Raw genomic sequence first — 18086 nt, 5'->3', positions numbered from 1 at the left:
ATATTATTGTTTCGATGCGATCTCGTCTTGAATTTCCTGAATAACTTGATCACCGCCTTGTTTCTTCCAGTTACTGACGAATGTATCGAAGTAATCAAGCGGTTCCGAACCCGTTATGATTTTGATAAACGACTCCTGCTCCAACTTTGTCAGATTGGCCCACGTCTGTTTCATGCTTGGTGTAGTACCAGAGTATGCAGGTGTCATCCACACAAATTTGTTTTCCTGTGTCAGTTTGTCGATCAGTCCCACTCCGTTGATCCGTGAATGATATTTGGACCAAGCAGTTACATCATCCGTATCCATGTCGCTCAAATAGGTTTTAATGCTTCCGATGTTGTTTTTTGATTCGGTTGTGCGAACCTCGTCGAGGCCGATCTCTCCTTTAATCCCGCGAACAACGTCAGAGTAATCATCCAGCAGCGATGTAGCCGAGTTAACTTCGATATTAAAAGGTCTCGTGGATCCGTCTACCCCGGTCTCCTGATACTTGGCAGCTTCCGGCATGGTTGTTGCGGCATCTTTATCATTGGCCAGTTTATCGTAGAACAGGTTAAGAATCTTAACGGCCAGTTCAGGGTGTTCATATCCCTTTCTCACCACGATAAACTGATTGGAAGGATTGGCATGCGCCACGTTGACCTTGCCGTTTGCATCCTCCAGTGTATAAGCCGAGAATTTCGCATTTTTATCCATCTGTTTTGCACTGATCAGTCCCCAGTCAGGGATATGCCACGGTCCAAAAGCGATGCCGCTTTGGCCATTGGCGTAGAGTGCGGTAATATCGTCAAACGTGCGGGTTCCAAATTGCGGATCAATGATACCATTCTTGAACCAATCCGCCATGATGCCCAGCATCTGCTTTGTTTCTTCTGTCGTGGAACCATACATGATTTTGCCGTCTTCACCATTCATCCAATATTGCGGGAAGGCTCCCTCGGTTGAGGCCACACCCAGCATCGTATAAGCGGAGCCATTGTAATCTGTTGTATTCATCGTGTTTACAAAAGGAATACCTACCGGGTTCCCGGATTGGCCAGGATCTCTTTTCAGGAATTCCTGTGTGGTCTTCTCCACTTCATCCAGTGAAATGGCGCCGTCACCATCTGCATCCAGTTGAATCCCCAGCAGATCCAGCCAATCTTGACGGACCCAAACCATCGTTGGTGCGGAATCCAGAGAAGTCGCCGGAAGTCCCATCAAACGTCCATCAATCGTTGCATTTTCTAATGCACGTCCATCATAGGAATCGTACATCTGCTTGATGTTATCCGTAGCATATTGATCATAAATGGCGGTCAGATCCTCAATCAGATCGTTATCCACCAGTTCTTTCAGTTCATCTTTGGAATCAACGCGCATCATATCAGGCAATTCCCCGGATGCGATAGCGAGCGAAACTTGACGGCTATAATCTTCACCATTGGCTTCAAATTGATCTGTAATCTGAGCGTTAAATGTGTCTTTGACCAGCCGAGTATATGCGTTGTTCTCATAGGTATCACCAGCCGGCAGTTTTGGGTTGGCTGTGGTTACCCGTCCCATGGTTACGGTAATTTCGTCTTTATAAGCACTGAACGGATCTCCCGGTGTTACCTCATATTTGCCTGCTTCCTCTGCAGTAGGAGGAGTGGAAGAGTCTCCACATGCCGCGAGGGTTGCAACCATCAAGGCAGACATGGACAGCACGGCGAGACGCTTCGTCAACCTGTTGCTTTTCATAGACCATTTTGTTCTCATCTAGTTCGATTCCCCTTTATTCTGATGTTCAATATTTGTTTGCGCTTTCATTATAAAATGAAGTGAAGACCCAGGGAGATAGGGATTACACGTCCGTTTGGATAGAGAAATGTGTACAGTTTTCAGTCCGTAGTATGAAGTATGGTTAACTTGTGATCATTTACCCTACCTACTGACCAACATTCGTCTATCTACCCCTATTCTCGATCAAAAACAAAAGCCGGCAGCTCCTAAAACAGGAAGCTGTCGGCTATTTATTTCCTCTACCTAGCTGCCGATATTCGCTTGGCAGAAGACCTGTCAGTTCGCGGAAAATCCGGCTGAAATATTTTTCATCCGTATAACCCACTCGCTCCGCAATCCAGAAAATTGTGTTGTTTGTATTGAGCAAGTACTCTTTGGATTTCTCTACCCGGATGAACCGGGAGTACTCATTAAAGGTTTTCCCCATCAGATCTTTGAAACATTGACTGAAATAACTTCGGCTGATGTTGAGTTGTTGGGAGAGACCTGAAGCTGTATAGGCCTGCTCCAAATCATGCTGCACGATCATCACTGATTTTTTCACGGCATCGATGATTTCCTGTGAATATGAAGTCTGTTCATCAGCCTTTCGAATGCTTGCAGCAGTCTGTTTGATCCATTCTTCAACCTCGTACCAAGACTCGAAAGAATGGATCATCGAGATTCTTCCAAGCGTAGTTTGGGCAAAAATACGGTTCCATTCCATTACGATCGAGTACAGCAATCCCATCAACTGACCTTTATGTAATCGTAAGGATTTGAACTGATCAATGAGTTGGTTGTAGTAACTCTCATGGTGGGTCCAAGGTGTCTGGAACCAACTTTGTTTAATCCGGTCAAGGTCCTCATCCTGCGGTTCTTTTAAACATGTATCTTCCTCATTCATGGAAATGGTAATGACTTGGTTATTGGGATTGTACGCATAGAATAAAGTCGTCTCTGTATAATTCCTAATCCAGTTTTTGATTTGCGACCATGTTCGCTCTTGTACATCAGACAAAACCAACAACGTACTATGGGGAACTTGATGCAGGCCTTCCTTCAATTGATGGAATAGTTGATCCTCCTCCGACGGGGGAGCAGCCCACATGCAGCTATTACGCTCAATCTCCCACCTTATCTCGTCTTCGTGCGCAGTTAACTCTATTGGCCACTTCTGCTCTGATTTACGATCCTGTGAAACAAGGGCATACACATTTGGATAATGGACATTGATTTCATCCTGCGAAGGCATCTTTTTTGTCGTGTTTGTCAACCCGCTAATTCGGGTATGTATCCGTTGCAGAACATGTTCGAATTGCTCTTTCTCCAGCTGCACTTTGGCTATATAGTCGATGGCTCCGAGTCTAAGCGCTTCCTGGATATAATCGAAATCCTGATGCAGTGTTAACACCACGATATGAAGTTCGGGATAGAGCTGCCTCGCAGCTCGCATCAGTTCAATCCCTGACATGACGGGCATTGCAAGATCCGTCAGCATCAGATCGACCGGTTGGGTTTCCAGGAAATCCAGTGCTTTCGCCCCGTTGCTGGCCTCTCCTACAACCTCCATATTGAACTCGTTCCATGGCATCGCTGAGCTAATGCCTTTGCGTACCAACTTATCATCATCTACAATCAATACCTTAATCATGCCGAGATATCTTCTCCTTTAATAGGCAATACGAGCAGTATGCTTGTCCCTGTTCCCATTTCACTCTCGATCACCAGTTGTGCTTGGTCCCCGTACTGTGCCTTCAACATACGGTGAACGTAATTGAGTCCGATGCCCATCCCAACTTTTTGTTGTTCAGCCACACGATTGTTCAACAGATTATGAATGGTTTCTTCGGTCATGCCTGCACCATTATCTTGGATCATAATGTTCAACGTTGAAGTGCATGTCACTTCAATCTGAATAAAACCTTCGTCACTCAATCCATGATATAACGAATTTTCAACCAGCGGTTGCAGAATAAAGCGGGGCACAGGAATTTGAAGCACTTGTTCATCTGCAGTAATGCGAACGTCAAATTCAAAGTCATATCGAATTTGCTGCAAAATCAGATACTGTCTTAACGCATCAATCTCTTCTTCCATGGTGGATACTTGCCCTAATTTGCCTAGATTGTAATAGAGTAGCTTGTTTAATGATTGCACCAGCTTGTCGATCTCCCCTTGTCCGTTCATGACGGCCAGCCAGTGCACCGTATCCAGCGTATTCATCAGAAAGTGCGGATTGATCTGATAAAGCAGTTTTTCTACTTCCAGGTCTGCACGTATCTTCTCTTTCTGCTGAACTTCCTTGAAGAGGTCACCAATCTGATGCTGCATATTCGAAAATTCACTGAGCAGAAAATCAAATTCTGGAATTTGAGTGCGAGCTCGGCTCCCTGTCATTTGTGGATTTTTGGACATCCCGTTGATTTCCGAATGGAACAGACCGAGAGGTTTGTAGACCATCTTCCACAGAAGCCAAGCAAGAAACACGGTAAAGCCGAGGAAAAATAAAGCGACCAGCAATATTTGAAGCAACCACTGGTTTTTCTCCTGTTGATATTGAGCCTGCGAAATGACCGATACAACGCTCCATTTCTGTGAGGAATCCTCCTTGAACCAGTGATACCCACGGGATATTCCGTCCTTGGCAGGATCGACCGTTAAGCTGGAGAAATTCTCCCCGACCTTCATGGCCTCCGGTATTTCACTGTACACAATGTTTCCTGTACCATCCAGAATGAGATGAGATAATGCACCGTTGTATTGATTGTAACCCAAGATATCCTGTGTAAGGCGAAATCCGGATTCTACGTATACGTACACGTCGTCCCTTTTGGGCAGTTGTACTTTTCGCATGGCAGACAGAACGAGTTGGTCATCAAACCGGTTCATGCTGATATGGGGACCATAATACTTAATGCCATAAGTTTGGAAGAGCACTGGCAAAGATTCAGGAGAAAAATGATCCTTAATCGGAAAGTTGCCGAACTGCGTCGTGCCTTCTTTCTGGAAATAATATAAGGTCAATCCGATATTCGGATTGGTAAACGTGACCACACTTAACTCGCTCTTTAATTCGTCCCTGGCCTCGATTAATTCGAAGATATCGGAGGACGGATTCAAAAATTCATCCAACCTTTTGCCTACAGTACCACCGTAAGATAATTGCTGTGTAACGTGATTCAGATTGGTGATGGAATTCTCCAATGAAGATGTCACCTGCTGTAAATTGCTGCGAATACCATCATCGATCTTATTTGCGAAAATGGAGTCAATCGTATAATAAGAAATCGCAAATATGCTGATAAAGGGGATAAACGCACTGAGAAAGAACAATAAAAAGATTCTTTTTTTGAGTGTCATGGGGACCTATTCTCCTTCTGAAAATGAAACAGCAAGCCTCCTGCGTATGGAAGCTTGCTGTGAATATACATACAGCTATGCCGGTTATCGATTTCTCCATAGGCCTCGTCCAAGTCCAATTTCCTTTCATCATTATAGATTGATATTCAAATAAGTCAAACGCTTTCATATTGTGCGTATATAAAAAGTGCTACTCCTCAAAATGATGAGGAATAGCACTTTTATATGCGTACTTTACTTCAGTTGTAATTACTTCTTGTTAATGGAATGCTCACACATTTCAGTCTACTCTCGTACCGTCACATTTAATTTGTGTGATCTGGTTTCCCCTGAAGAATTACGAAGTACAGCTTCATACTCGTAGATTCCAGGTATCCTTCCAGAGATTGAGGTAACCGCAGACTGTGCAGCAGGCGAATGAGATTGCAGCGATTGTGTGTCAATCAATACACCATTTTCGTAAAGTTCGTATTCGGTTGCGTTTGTTCCCCACCACAGATTCATGGTGACATTATAGTTGCCGTCACCGTCCCAGTTGTCGTTCGACAGAACAGCTTGCCCCGGGGAAGCATCCATGACGATGACTGTCAGCGGAACACTCATGGTTGAACCCAGTGCATTGATCAATTCTCCAGTATAGATATAGGTGCCATTTTTCTTTCCAGTAATATCAACTTGAACGGATTGGGCGGACGGGGATTGATCGACCAGAGAAATTTCCTTAATCAATTCACCATTCTCATACAGCTTGAACTGATTGCCGTTATTCCCCCACCACAGATTCATCGTGATTGTATAGTCTCCGTCCTTGAGCCCTGTGTCGTAACCATTATTATCAGATAACACCGGAGTGCCAGGGGCACCGTTTGCAAGTGGCGTTGTCTGATGGAGCCATTCTTCCCACTTAATCAGCACACTTGCCTGCTCATCCGTAAATACGGTTCCTCTAGCTGCTTGAACGTCATTACCGTAGGATGCAAGCAATTGACGCGCTTTTGCTCCTTCACGATCGTTTGCTGCCTGTTTGGCCTGCTTTAACGTGTTTGTAAGCTGATCAGCAAGAGCGCCGGCATTAGGATCGGTCGATTCATCAGCAAAGGCGTTGGTCAGATTGATCAGGCTGTCGAATGTGGCAATAACGCCAAAATTATATTCTACCGTCTGTTCCCAGCCTGCCAAATCGGAGACGGTTGCCGTAACCTGGTTCAGGCCGGGTTCCAGTGCATACGCCGGAGTGTCCAGGAGCACACCCTCCGGTTCTGCCACACCGGATACCGTATCAGAAGCTGTATAGCCAATTTCCACGTGCTGATCAATGGTGTATTCGGTTTGACCATGAATTTCAATGGTTGGAGGTACGAGATCAATGGATATGGACAAAGACTGTTCGCTCTCTTTGTTACCGTCAACATCGACGCTCCAGTAGGTAATGGTATGTGTACCTTCTTCAGTCAGGGTCAACTGTGTGCCACTCACCGTTTCGCCACCATTAATTTGATAATAGGTCCCTTCGATTTCGGAATCTTCATCGCTTGCTGTGAAGGTTACTTGTGCCGGAGAAGTATACCAGCCGTTCTGCAATTCTCCTTCCACAGTTGCCTTGGTATGCGGGGCCTTCTGCTCCGGAGTTTCTCCTTCCAACGTAACCAAATCAGATAGCGGAATATTCAATTCCTTTACAAGTCGTGCCACGAGTTCAGACACCTTGATTGCGCCATTCATCTGCAAATGTGTATTGTCTTCCGTTGTGCCTACCCACATGAATATCGATTTGGTTCCTTCAGTGCCAAGCTCCTGGAAATGCTCCCAACTGGCTTGGTTCAGATCGATGATAAGTGTTTCCGTTTCCTGCGCCGTTTCTTTCATCGCCTGTACGTATTCCGGGAAGCTTTTGTTCAACACCTCACCAGTAAAATCACGACGATTCACTGGCGTGACCAGAACCGGAATTGCCCCTCTTTGAAGAGCACCGTTAATGTATTCTTTTAGATATACCTTAAATTGCTCTGGTGTAAGATAACGCTCTGGACGTGAAGGTGTGGAATCATTATGAGACCACTGCATGAACAGATAATCGCCTTCTTGAATGTCGAGTAAAATATCGTTGAGATATCCGCCGACCAGGAAGGTTTTGCTGCTCAAACCTCCAACTGCCCGGTTATCAATACTGACTTCATTTGGATCAAAAAATCCACCCAATGTTTCTCCCCAGCCTGCTTGCGGACGATAGTTTTCCGCGTAATTAGCCACAGTGGAATCGCTGGCCAAATAAATAACAGGTTTATCACTTGCACTCTGATCTGGCAGACGCTCCAGTTTCAGCGCATTGATCTTCGGTGCATTTCCGGTGAAATTGAAGTTAAAGACTCCATCAATCAGGGCAATGTCATACGTGATTTCTTTGAATTCGCCCTTGGCAATGCTTGTCAGCGGCAGTTTTGTCATCTGCTCTACAACAACATTTGCGCTGGTCGATTCCTCCGCATCCCCGATGGTCATCGTTACCCGGTAATTCGCCGGCTCCATTTCCGCGAGGAAAGAGGTACCGTTTACTCGTGTGAAATCTTCCTTGAGCAAATCTCCGGTTTCCCGGTTCTCATCTTTGGTCAGCGCAGTATCAGCAAAGCCGTACCCATTGCCTTCGATGTACGCTCTTTTGGCATCTACTTTGATGTATCCGTCGGCTGCGCCGCCTGAACCAAAGTCAAATTTGTATTCGTTTATCCCTTCGCCCGGTTCACTTGTCAATGAATCCTTCGCGACAGTTAACATATTAAACACATGGTCAACTTGAGCTTGGGTAGCTTCCGTATTGAAAATGGCTTCCGCAGCTGCCAAAGCCCGGTTCACCACGGCCTTCGATGCATCTGTGTATTCCGATAGATCAATTGTTTTGATCTCATCATACAGAGCGATCAATGCAGTCTGATCGCCACCCTCCGAAGAGAGCTGAGTGCCTTCTATTCGCACGTTATCGATCTGGGTAGTCCAGTTCAACGTGCCTCCACCACCTTTTCTCGTGCCCAGGAACCGCATGGATCTGACGTTGTCCGCATATGCGGCGGAACTCAGTGGGATATCTCGAATCGTTTGTGTAAGTGTCGGATTCGCTATGTTCGTTAATGTCAGATCAAGTGTTTTCTCGGCAAAATTAACGGTAGCATCCACATTGACCCACTGGTTCTTGGAAATATCTGTAGCCGTTCCCCCTTCAGGTATGGCCGTATCCCCTGTGCCGTAGTCTGGATTATATGCACCGACAAAATAATGAATTTTGGTGCTTCCAGTTTTGGTAAACAGCGTGAACAAGGCATTTTCGTTGGAATCCTGGACCGTGAGATGACCTTCTGATGGGTATGCGCTCACATTACCGGATTGCCAGTCAAAGTTCACGTTCACCTGATCGCCGTTTACGGCATCAAACAGACGGAACACCTTGGCTCGATTGCCCGATCCGGACCCTGTGACGGACAGTACCTTATTTCCGGACTGTTCAACAACGGTTCCCGCCATGGTTCCTGCGATACCCGTGGCATTGACCATCGCATACTGGTAGTTGGCAGCGTCGCCTTCAAAATCCTCCTCATAGAGCTGGGTTTCTGGCTCTGGTTCTGGCTCGGTAATATCTGGGTCAATGACCAGCGATGAGATACTCAGCTCCATGTCTTTGACTGCACCAGCAACGAGTCCGGCAATTTTCTGTGCACCATAGCTGCTGAAATGGGTATTATCGTTGATTCCATTCGGGTATTTTGGATATTCACCCGGATTAGCATATAGGAATACTTTTTCCGTAGCGGTATTACCAATTTTGTCGTAATACGCAATACTTAACTTGCTCAGATCAATCAGCGGCACGTCAAGCTCTTCTGCCACTTCTTTGGCAGCCTGCACATATGCCGGGAAGCTGACGTTGAACTCTTGAGTCACCGTGTTAAAGTCTCTGCGTCCAACCGGAGTGAGCAATACGGGTGTAGCGCCGCGCTGTTTGGTACCGTTTACATATCGAGTTAAGTAGATCTTATAATCCTCTGGTGATGCATACCGGTCCGGTATCCCTGCACTCGCGTCGTTATGACCAAAGGAAATGAAGAAGAAGTCCCCCGGCTTAATTCGCTGCAGGATCGTATCCAGACGACCGTCTACCATGAATGATTTGCTGCTTCGGCCGCCGATCGCATCGTTCACGATCACTGCCCCATTGGAGAAATACCGTCCGAACTGTTGCCCCCATCCTTCTTGAGGAGCCTGCATTTCACTGTAAGATTGCATGGTTGAATCACCGGCCATATAGATCGTTGTTGCCGCACCGGCTACTTTCTCTGGATATTTCTCGATGATGACGTCTTGGATGTCTATGGCTGTACCCGTGAAGAGAAGATCGAGCTGTCCATCCACCACAGCAATGTCATAGGAATACTCCAGTGGTGATCCTGCTGTCACATTGGTTACGGCGAGCTTCTGGACGAATTCGGATTTGACTCCAACGTTCGAGTCATTTGCATCATTGCCCAATCGCAGCGACACCTTATAGTTTGCATTGGGCAGGTCAACAGCAAATGTCGTACCTGTCGCAACCGAAACCTGGTTTGCCCCTACCGTAACACCACTTGTATCCTTGAAGCCGTATCCCGGATTTTGTGCGTAGAGCGTATCCTGTATGTTCGTACTTCCTGACGCAGTCTCTGTACCGAAATTAAAACGGTAGACCGGCTCCAGCATTTCAGCTTCGCGAGTCAGCGCCAGATCGGCTTTAGGGAATGCTGTAGCTTCCGCTCCAAGATAAAAGCCGGTATGAGGCGGCTGGTTGTAGGCTACATTTTGCCAGGCTACGCCAAGTCGATACACAGGGTCCTGCATCAGCGTAGGGATGCGATAGTCTGAAGGAATGGTCGTTGTGTAGAGACGATACTCCGAACTATCTTCGCTCCGCAGCAGAAGCTCCTCACGCCAGTCGCCCAGAATGTCCGCCTGAAGTGCCGGATTGCCTTTGGTATGGTTGTTCGTTAACGTACCGGTTGCCCGGAAGATTTCATTCAGCTTTTTGTTTTGGTAATCCCACTTATAGATGAGCGGAATTCCTTTGGCTGTGCTATTATCCCACTCATGGTCCAATAGCTCCCGCTGAAGATCTCCATCCCACCAGATGGCGAAATTGGCGGTTTTGGGCCCTTCGTCCACAGTGTAGATAGCTTCTCCGGCAGCTGAATAAGTATTGGTTACAGGGACACTTTGCCCGTTGGTAACGGTCGTGGCCCATGATTCGTAACCCGGATAGTTCGGATCAATGTCCGCCGACATCCCGCGACCGGTGTCAAAACCTGTTTTCTCACCCCAAAGGATTTCACCTGTTGCCGCATTGCGCATCTCCAATCCGTATGCCGCATCCGAATGTTCATGCACGCTTACGACCTGGTACCCCTCTCGATTTGGATCGAGCTGGCCGGCATGCATGGCATCACCGTGGCCGAGTCCAGTGCTGTACAGCAAGCTGCCATCATCATCAATGGCCAAGGCGCCAAACATAATTTCGTCCTTGCCGTCCTTGTCGACATCCAGCACACTTAGATTATGGTTGCCCTGTGATTGATATTGTGCTCCTGCTTCATTCGTGTCGAACGTCCAGCGCTTGACGAGTTCCCCGCCAACATAATCATAAGCAACAAGCACTGTGCGGGTATAATAACCCCGGCTCATCACGACACTTGGCTTCGTACCGTCCAGATAAGCGATGGCGCCAAGGAACCGGTCTACACGGTTGCCATAGCCGTCACCCCAATCGTTGACGTTGCCTCTTGGTGGATCATAATTCACAGTAGATACAGCCGCGCCAGTCTCACCGTTAAACAGTGTGAGATATTCCGGCCCTGACAGTATGTATCCGCCGTCGTTGCGATAATCTTTCGTGCCGTCACCAATGACCGTGCCTTGGCCGTCCTTCGTGCCGTCCGCCGTCTTGACAACAACCTCGGCTTTTCCGTTGCCATCCAGGTCATATACCATTAACTGCGTATAATGCGCTCCGGCGCGGATATTGACTCCCAGGTCAATCCTCCACAGCTTTGTGCCGTCCAGTTTGATGGCATCGATATACACATTGCCGGTATAACCTGCCTGCGAATTGTCCTTGGAATTGCTTGGACTCCACAGGAAGACGATTTCATATTCGCCATCTCCGTCCAAGTCAGCCACGGACGCGTCACCTGCATAATAAGAGTAGGTTCCACCATCCTTAGTCCGGCCATCAGCCGGTTTATCGAGCGGAATAGGCAGATAATCGTTATGCCAGACTGATACAACCTCCGGTTGCATTTGCTCTTTGCCTGCAATAACGGTGGAGATCTGATATTGCGAGCTGTCGAAACCAGTGGTGTCCACATAGTTCGTCACATCGCTTATGGGTGATGCGTTCACTTTGGTTCCATTTTTATATATATTGAAAGCGATATCATCTGGGTCGTTGTTTAAATACCTCCAGCTTAAAAAAACGCCGTTGTCTACAAGAACCGCAACCAAACCCCGGTTCAGGTATTCTGCTTGGCGACCCGGCAGGCCGTTTGATGATGACTCTGCACGCATCGGTGCCGGAGGAACAGCCAGTGAAATAACCATAAGGAGTGCTAAAAAAGATACAAACATCGATTTCTGGATGGAAACAGTTCTTCGGATCATTCGATTAACTCCTCCTTATCTAAGAATTCATTTTTAGAATCATCAGTTCGATCCTGCCCTGTTTGTTGTCAAATGCACACAATTTACAGCCACCTCCTCTTTATGTTACCGCTTACATTTATCTTACAGGTCTAAAAAAAGACAGACAATCTAAAAAATGTGACGTATTATATAAAATAATTGACTTTTTTAGGAAGGAGATGAAACGATGGTTCATACGGTTTCTTATGCTTTTCGTAATGACGATACATCAATCATGACACTTGACTCTATTGGATGGCAGATCGTTTCTAGCGAAGAATATCGTTGTCCAAGTGATGATAGACCGGACCCGGGGCACGTCGTTTTTCAATACACACTTAATGGTCAGGGTTATCTGGATATTGAAAATCAAACGATTCCTTTACCAAAAGGACATGCCCTACTTGTTAAAATCTCCGGAGAACATTGCTATTACTATAAACAAGAGAACAACGAACCCTGGGAATTTATATGGATCAACATTCGCGGGGATGAAGCTAACCGAATTTGGGATATGATCCATGATAATGAGGGACATGTCATTCGACGAAACGCGGACTCTCCCTTGATTCAAGAGTTATGGCAAATTATCCATTTGATTCATCAAGAGAAAGTTACGGACAAGTATCGCTTGTCCATGCAAGTCTATCGGTGGTTGCTTATCTTGGTACAGACGAGTCGGGATGCGGAGAAGGATATCGGTGCCTTATCCATAACAACGATTGAAAAATGTAAAAAGTTCATTCGAGAGAATTATGCCTCCCCTTTGACACTGGATCTGCTGGCCAGTCATTGTGATATCAATAAACACTACTTGTGCAGGTTATTTCAGAAATCCGAGAAAACATCACCGTTAGCCTATCTCAAAGACAGACGCATTGAGGTTGCAGTACGATTACTACGTACAACGGAACTTCCGATTTCCCAGATTGGTCAACAATGCGGCTTTGAGAGTCCCAGCTATTTCGGCAAAGTTTTCCGTCAATATATGTCCATGTCTCCCAAAGAATATCGCATGAATAAGCTAGAGTTTCCTTACGAGGCCATCTATTATGAATAGCTAAACTCGCTGTTTGCTAGTTGTCCTTGGCTCGGGAACTGCTCTTGTACCAATAAAACAAAAAAAGCCGCTAGAATAGCGACTTTTAATGGAACTATATTCTTTCTTGTGTACTTCGATACTGCTGCACTTATTGAGCGGTGTATCCTCCGTCTATGATCAAGCTATTTCCTGTCATATATGAAGAATCGTCGCTAGCTAGGAACAGAACGGCTTTTGCCATCTCTTCTGCTTGACCCAGACGTTTCATTGGTGTTGCCGCAGAAAGTGCTTGTTTACTCTCTTCCGGGATAATCGGTGTGTCGATGAAGCCTGGGCAAAGGGAGTTCACCCGAATATTTTGCTCAGCATACTCGAGCGCGAGCGAACGAGTCAGGTTCACTACGCCGCCTTTAGCTGCATTGTAGGCTGCAGAGCCAGGCGAACCAACCCATCCGTACATGGAAGCCGTGTTGACGATTGTACCTCCACCAATTTTGAGCATTTCGCGAATCGATTCACGAGCAACCAAGAATACGCCGTCCAGGTCAACATTGACTGTATTGCGCCATTCAGCATAATCAAGCTCATGCGTAGGATGAACACGTCCGATTCCCGCATTGTTGAATACGATATCGACTTGACCAAATGCTTCTACGGTTTGTTTGAAAATCTCAGAAACCTCTTCTTCACTTGTTATGTTGGCTTTAATAAAGAGAGCTTCTGCTTTAAGCGCTTTCAGTTCCTGCTCAAACGCCTTGCCTTTTTCATCATTTAGATCCACCAAGACCACTTTAGCTCCTTCGGAAACGAATAAGCGAGCTGTCGCTGCACCAATCCCGGATGCTCCTCCTGTGATGACTGCAACTTTATCTTGAAGTTTGCCCATGAATAAATCCCCCAGTATAATATTTTGAATAGCGCCTATATAAATAGTGCTATATGATGTTTACAAAACTAATTCTATGCTTAAAATTGTAACAATCCAATCATTAAGATGTGACCAAGTGTCTACCTCGTAGACACTTTATAAAACTATGTCTATATTTATAGGAGTTTTTTTGAATGAATAATGAACTTATTGTGACATCTCAACATCGTAATCGAACCAAGGAGCACCTAAAAACCGCTCTGATTCAGCTCATTAAGAAAAAAGGATTCCATGGTGTTTCTGTCAAAGACATCGTTGATCAGGCCGGTTATAATCGCAGCACGTTTTATTTACACTACCAGGATAAATATATTCTCGCCGAAGAGTTGTTGAGTATGACACTCGAAGGATTGAGGGGCGCAGTAGGTAAACCTTACTGGCACGGTCAAAAGGTTTCAACAAACAAGCTGGATGCCGAATCTTTTCAAATCGTGGATTATATCTACGAACACCGTGACTTCTTCGAACTGATTCAATACGATGATACGTTACCCGGTCTACATACAGGCTTTCCACAAACCATACTCAAAATCTATCAGGAGCAATTTGTCTTTGAGACGATCAACAACTCGCCAGTTAACATGGACTATTTCAAATACTATACCGCCTACGGTTTTTTTGGACTGTTGAACAATTGGATATTAAGCGGATATCGTGAGTCGCGAGAGTCATTTATTAAAAACGTGATTGAACTCACCAAAACGCATATTCACTCTTTTCATTATGTCGGTAACACGTTTGAATCATGATCTCGAGTAAGTTGATTTGAAAATCATGATGAACGATATGTCTGCCTTAGATAACAGGCCAGTTGCAGATGGAGCAGATGCTCCTGATTACTCAGGGACATGCCCAGAATCTCTTCGATTTTATGAATACGCTGATACAAAGTATTGATATGAATATGAAGTGCTGACGCAGCTTGGACTGCAGAACCTCCGCACGCCATATACGTCATGAGAGTTTCCTCTAGTCCGCTGGTCTGCCCTTTGGCAGGCCGAAGTGGCTCAAATATCTCTGCCATAAATGCATTTAAATCCTCAGCCGGTTGTCGGATAAACAACCGGTTAACACCAATATCCGTATATCGGATCGTCCCCTGTTCTCCTCTTGTCTTCTGGTATGCAAGCGCCTTGTCCGCTTCCTGGTATCCCGTATTAATGGCATCAACCCCAGACCGCACTGAACTTAATCCCCCCAACAATTTCACATGATTACGATGTTCCCACTCCGGCAGTAATGCGCTGAACTGTTGTTCCAGTTTGCCTGGCTTGTGCGACTCGTTTAGCATAAGCAGTACTGTAATTCGTCTTTCATTGCCAAACGCAATGGGCAGCGCGCCTGCTGGCATTTTGTCTCTTAGATAAGCTACCAATTGAACAGACAATGCGCTAAGCGTAGAAGGGTTGACCCACTCCGCAAACTCCAGCAGTCCCACCACGATGGAGGTTGAAGGAACGATTCCGATCTCCCCGGACTTCTGCCAATAATCCTCTGAATCCTGACTGAGCCTCAAATCGTTGAAAAATTGCTGTGTTTTTTTAAAATAAAATTCGGCCAGGGACTGTTTGCGCATCAATTCCAGGGCCAAAATGGAGCTTCCCTGCTCCAGCGCAATCAACTGCAATGGTTCAAGCTTTGTGATCATCTGGATAATGAGATAACCAAGGCACTGATTGGCTGAAGCGATTGGATACAGATATTGATACGATCGGTCGGCTTTTCCCTCGATACACGTCAGATAATCTGGATGATGCAAGGATTCGTATAAGCTGCGAAGACTTTCTGTATTCCAGCCATTCATGATTTTGCTGCGTTTCGGAATCCATTCGTTGTCGATAAAATCCACAAAGGTCATTGGTACGCCAATAACACGTGTCAGTTCGTTAACAATAGATACCACGCCCTTATTTTGCAGCGAAAGCCGCATAAGCGAGGAGTGAATCTCATCCCGTTTCATGAGTGTCTCGTTCTGTTTGCTCAGATTCTCGTACAGTTTGGCATTTGTGATCGCAATCGAAACCTGATCTGCAAAGCTTTGCAGCAGTCGAACATCCGACTCCGTGAATAGCGGGACCCTTCCTTTTTGATAAACGATTAACACACAATCCGATTGACCTTCTACCTTGATCGGCACCGAAATAATTGAACCTATATCTTGAAAATTATACGCCGAATTCAGATGATATTTGTTCTCCGATGTCATATTGCCAAAGTCGTCTTCTACTGTAGATAAACCGTTGTAGAGCTTTGGTGTACCTCGCTTAAAGGTGTTCCCGATGATCCCTTCACCTGGTTTCAGTTTCATTCTCAGCATGCCTTCACCCATCTCCCCTGCTCTTGCCTTGACCGTCAACGCGTCGATCGCAGGGTCATACCTCCACAACACACCTATGCACTCATAAGGGATAACCGATAACGCACTTACCAAAATCCGTCCAAGCAACTCGTTCAGATCCAGAAGTTGAGTCACATCCCTGATGCTGTTCATGATTTCATTCAAGGCTCGTTCATTCTTGCTTGCCACAGCTTCCGTATAGTATGGGTAAAGCAAAGACGACAGTGTAACTAAATCTTCCGCAGAAAACTCCCAGTTCTTAAATACCCGGATAGCCACACATATATTGTTATTGTATGGAAGAAAAACTAACATATTTTCTTCTGATTCCCGTTCTACTTTGGGATGTTGCAGTGGAAGCTGTTCCGCAAAACAAGGCGGTGTACTTTCTCTTCTGCCTATCGCTTCGATCAGTACCCAATCCGCCCAGTTACTGCTGATCCATACCTCATAATCGCAGTTCCCCAAGCGTTCTTGCATGATTTTATGTAAGATTCCATTCAATGCAGCCGCCTCCTGTCAATGTAGGTTTTCACATCATGATTCAGATAATTATACAGAGATATACATTGTCTTGAAACCCCTACATCATGTAACTTTAAAGCAACACAGAAATTTAGTTAACATTTGATGAGAAAGAAGGTAACGCGATGTCTAAAATCATGCACAGTAAACACTTCAAGTACATTGTTCTCACTCTCTTGTTTCTCGGCTGGTGTCTTGGCAACCTGGATCGTTTCGTCATCAACTATGCCATTGTAGGCATTACTCAGGATCTGGGCCTAGGTGCTTCTGCACAAGGAATCATCCTCAGCAGCTTTTTTCTCGGATATGCCATTATGCAAATTCCAGGCGGAGCACTCGCCGACCGTTTCGGTTATCGGAAAGTTATTCTCGTTTCCTTGTTCTCCTGGTCTGTATTCACTATTCTGACGGGTTCAGCCTGGTCGTTGTTCTCTCTTATCTTTGTCCGTTTCCTGTTTGGGATTGGAGAAGGTAGCTTCTTCCCTTCCGGTTCCAAGGCGATTGCCACGAACTTTCCCATTAATCAGCGCAGTGGAGCCATGTCCATTATGCTATCATCCGCAGCCATTATGGGGGTAATTACTCCGATTCTTACCGGACATGCCCTTGTGACTATTGGCTGGCGCAACCTGTTCTATATCATTGGTGCGGTAGGGATTCTCATCACAGCCTTGATGTTCTTTTTATTAAAAGAACCCGTCAAGCCTGCACTTGCGAACTCCCGTTCGGGCCAACAACCCAAAACGTCACTGAAAACCGTCCTGAAGACGCCCATGATTTGGAATTTGTTCATCAGCTATTTCAGCATTTATGCAGTGAACTGGGGACTTCAATCCTGGATGCCGACGTACATGGTCAATGTCCGGGGACTGGATATGACTCAAATGGGACTGCTCGCCGCCATTCCGGCTTTGGTCAGCATTTTCACCATGATTCTCAGCGGCTATGTGCTTGACCGTATCCCGGCAGGCAAAGATCGAATTATCGCTTCCGTGTTCGGTGTACTTGTGGCCTTGTTCCTGTATCTGATGGGCTCCGCGGGCAGCATCACCACATTCATTACGTACATGACAATCGTTACGGCAATGGCCGGATTTATCTCAACACTGATCATTTCGAAGTCCCTTAAAACGATGCCCGAATCTGTCGTCGCAACAGCCAATGGATTCATTAACACAGGAGCTCAGCTTGCAGGTTTTCTGACTCCGATGCTGATCGGATTCCTGGTTGAAGCTTCCGGGGGATCTTATGCCACCGCCTTTATGATGCTGATTGCTTTCGCTCTGATCTGCTCCATTACCTTGATGTTCTCTCGTCGTTCGAATTCGGATCAGGATAACACAACTGAGATGCAAGCAAAAGCTGTATAAACAATTTCTCTGCAATTCATAAATAAGAGTTTGCCGCCACATGTTACTTCGACATTTAGTTCATGTTCTATACGACAATACAAC

At 45.9% G+C, this 18086-nt stretch carries 9 protein-coding genes; 3 read left to right on the top strand and 6 right to left on the bottom strand.

The window, feature by feature from the left end:
• Positions 1-3: 3 nt before the first annotated feature.
• The 4 genes from MKY87_RS01365 to MKY87_RS01350 all read right to left on the bottom strand — a co-directional run bounded on the left by MKY87_RS01365 (position 4) and on the right by MKY87_RS01350 (position 11778).
• Positions 4-1740, bottom strand: a complete 1737-nt coding sequence (locus MKY87_RS01365; RefSeq protein ID WP_340962578.1) for a sugar ABC transporter substrate-binding protein — start codon at positions 1738-1740, stop codon at positions 4-6.
• A 250-nt stretch (positions 1741-1990) separates the two neighbouring features.
• Positions 1991-3397 carry a response regulator transcription factor gene (locus MKY87_RS01360; RefSeq protein WP_340962577.1) on the bottom strand — a complete coding sequence of 469 codons (1407 nt, stop codon included), beginning with the start codon at positions 3395-3397 and terminating at the stop codon, positions 1991-1993.
• On the bottom strand, positions 3394-5106 hold the full coding sequence (locus MKY87_RS01355; protein WP_340962576.1) for a sensor histidine kinase: 1713 nt from the start codon (positions 5104-5106) through the stop codon (positions 3394-3396). Before MKY87_RS01355 ends, MKY87_RS01360 begins: the two co-directional genes overlap by 4 nt.
• 285 nt (positions 5107-5391) lie before the next feature.
• On the bottom strand, positions 5392-11778 hold the full coding sequence (locus tag MKY87_RS01350; protein ID WP_340962575.1) for a rhamnogalacturonan lyase family protein: 6387 nt from the start codon (positions 11776-11778) through the stop codon (positions 5392-5394).
• Positions 11779-11986: 208 nt separating this feature from the next.
• Between MKY87_RS01350 and MKY87_RS01345 the strand changes: the two genes are divergently transcribed.
• Positions 11987-12859, top strand: coding sequence for a helix-turn-helix transcriptional regulator (locus MKY87_RS01345; RefSeq protein WP_074095228.1), 873 nt, complete (start codon positions 11987-11989; stop codon positions 12857-12859).
• A gap of 130 nt (positions 12860-12989) precedes the next feature.
• Here the strand turns inward: MKY87_RS01345 and MKY87_RS01340 are convergent, their stop codons facing one another.
• Positions 12990-13727, bottom strand: a complete 738-nt coding sequence (locus MKY87_RS01340; protein WP_340962574.1) for an SDR family NAD(P)-dependent oxidoreductase — start codon at positions 13725-13727, stop codon at positions 12990-12992.
• Positions 13728-13903: 176 nt separating this feature from the next.
• Here MKY87_RS01340 and MKY87_RS01335 point away from each other — a divergent pair, with 176 nt between their 5' ends.
• Positions 13904-14518 carry a TetR/AcrR family transcriptional regulator gene (locus MKY87_RS01335; RefSeq protein ID WP_340962572.1) on the top strand — a complete coding sequence of 205 codons (615 nt, stop codon included), beginning with the start codon at positions 13904-13906 and terminating at the stop codon, positions 14516-14518.
• A gap of 23 nt (positions 14519-14541) precedes the next feature.
• Here the strand turns inward: MKY87_RS01335 and MKY87_RS01330 are convergent, their stop codons facing one another.
• The gene (locus tag MKY87_RS01330; protein ID WP_340962570.1) at positions 14542-16611 is read right to left on the bottom strand and encodes a helix-turn-helix domain-containing protein; all 2070 of its coding nucleotides are present in this window, start codon (positions 16609-16611) and stop codon (positions 14542-14544) included.
• Between the two features lie 146 nt (positions 16612-16757).
• On the opposite strand from MKY87_RS01330, the gene MKY87_RS01325 reads away from it, so the two are divergent.
• Positions 16758-18002: an MFS transporter gene (locus tag MKY87_RS01325; RefSeq protein WP_338586886.1), complete on the top strand. Its 1245-nt coding sequence runs from the start codon at positions 16758-16760 to the stop codon at positions 18000-18002.
• Positions 18003-18086 lie beyond the last annotated feature (84 nt).

Origin of the sequence: Paenibacillus sp. FSL R7-0198 (assembly GCF_038000415.1) — a bacterium.
Lineage (GTDB): Bacteria > Bacillota > Bacilli > Paenibacillales > Paenibacillaceae > Paenibacillus.
Note: the sequence above shows the minus strand (reverse complement) of the source record. Positions and strands in the feature narration are given on the sequence as shown.

Coding starts and splice junctions, on each gene's coding strand:
- MKY87_RS01355 (WP_340962576.1), bottom strand. CDS start 5,106: ATGACACTCAAAAAAAGAATCTTTTTATTGTTCTTTCTCAGTGCGTTT.
- MKY87_RS01365 (WP_340962578.1), bottom strand. CDS start 1,740: ATGAGAACAAAATGGTCTATGAAAAGCAACAGGTTGACGAAGCGTCTC.
- MKY87_RS01345 (WP_074095228.1), top strand. CDS start 11,987: ATGGTTCATACGGTTTCTTATGCTTTTCGTAATGACGATACATCAATC.
- MKY87_RS01350 (WP_340962575.1), bottom strand. CDS start 11,778: ATGATCCGAAGAACTGTTTCCATCCAGAAATCGATGTTTGTATCTTTT.
- MKY87_RS01335 (WP_340962572.1), top strand. CDS start 13,904: ATGAATAATGAACTTATTGTGACATCTCAACATCGTAATCGAACCAAG.
- MKY87_RS01360 (WP_340962577.1), bottom strand. CDS start 3,397: ATGATTAAGGTATTGATTGTAGATGATGATAAGTTGGTACGCAAAGGC.
- MKY87_RS01340 (WP_340962574.1), bottom strand. CDS start 13,727: ATGGGCAAACTTCAAGATAAAGTTGCAGTCATCACAGGAGGAGCATCC.
- MKY87_RS01325 (WP_338586886.1), top strand. CDS start 16,758: ATGTCTAAAATCATGCACAGTAAACACTTCAAGTACATTGTTCTCACT.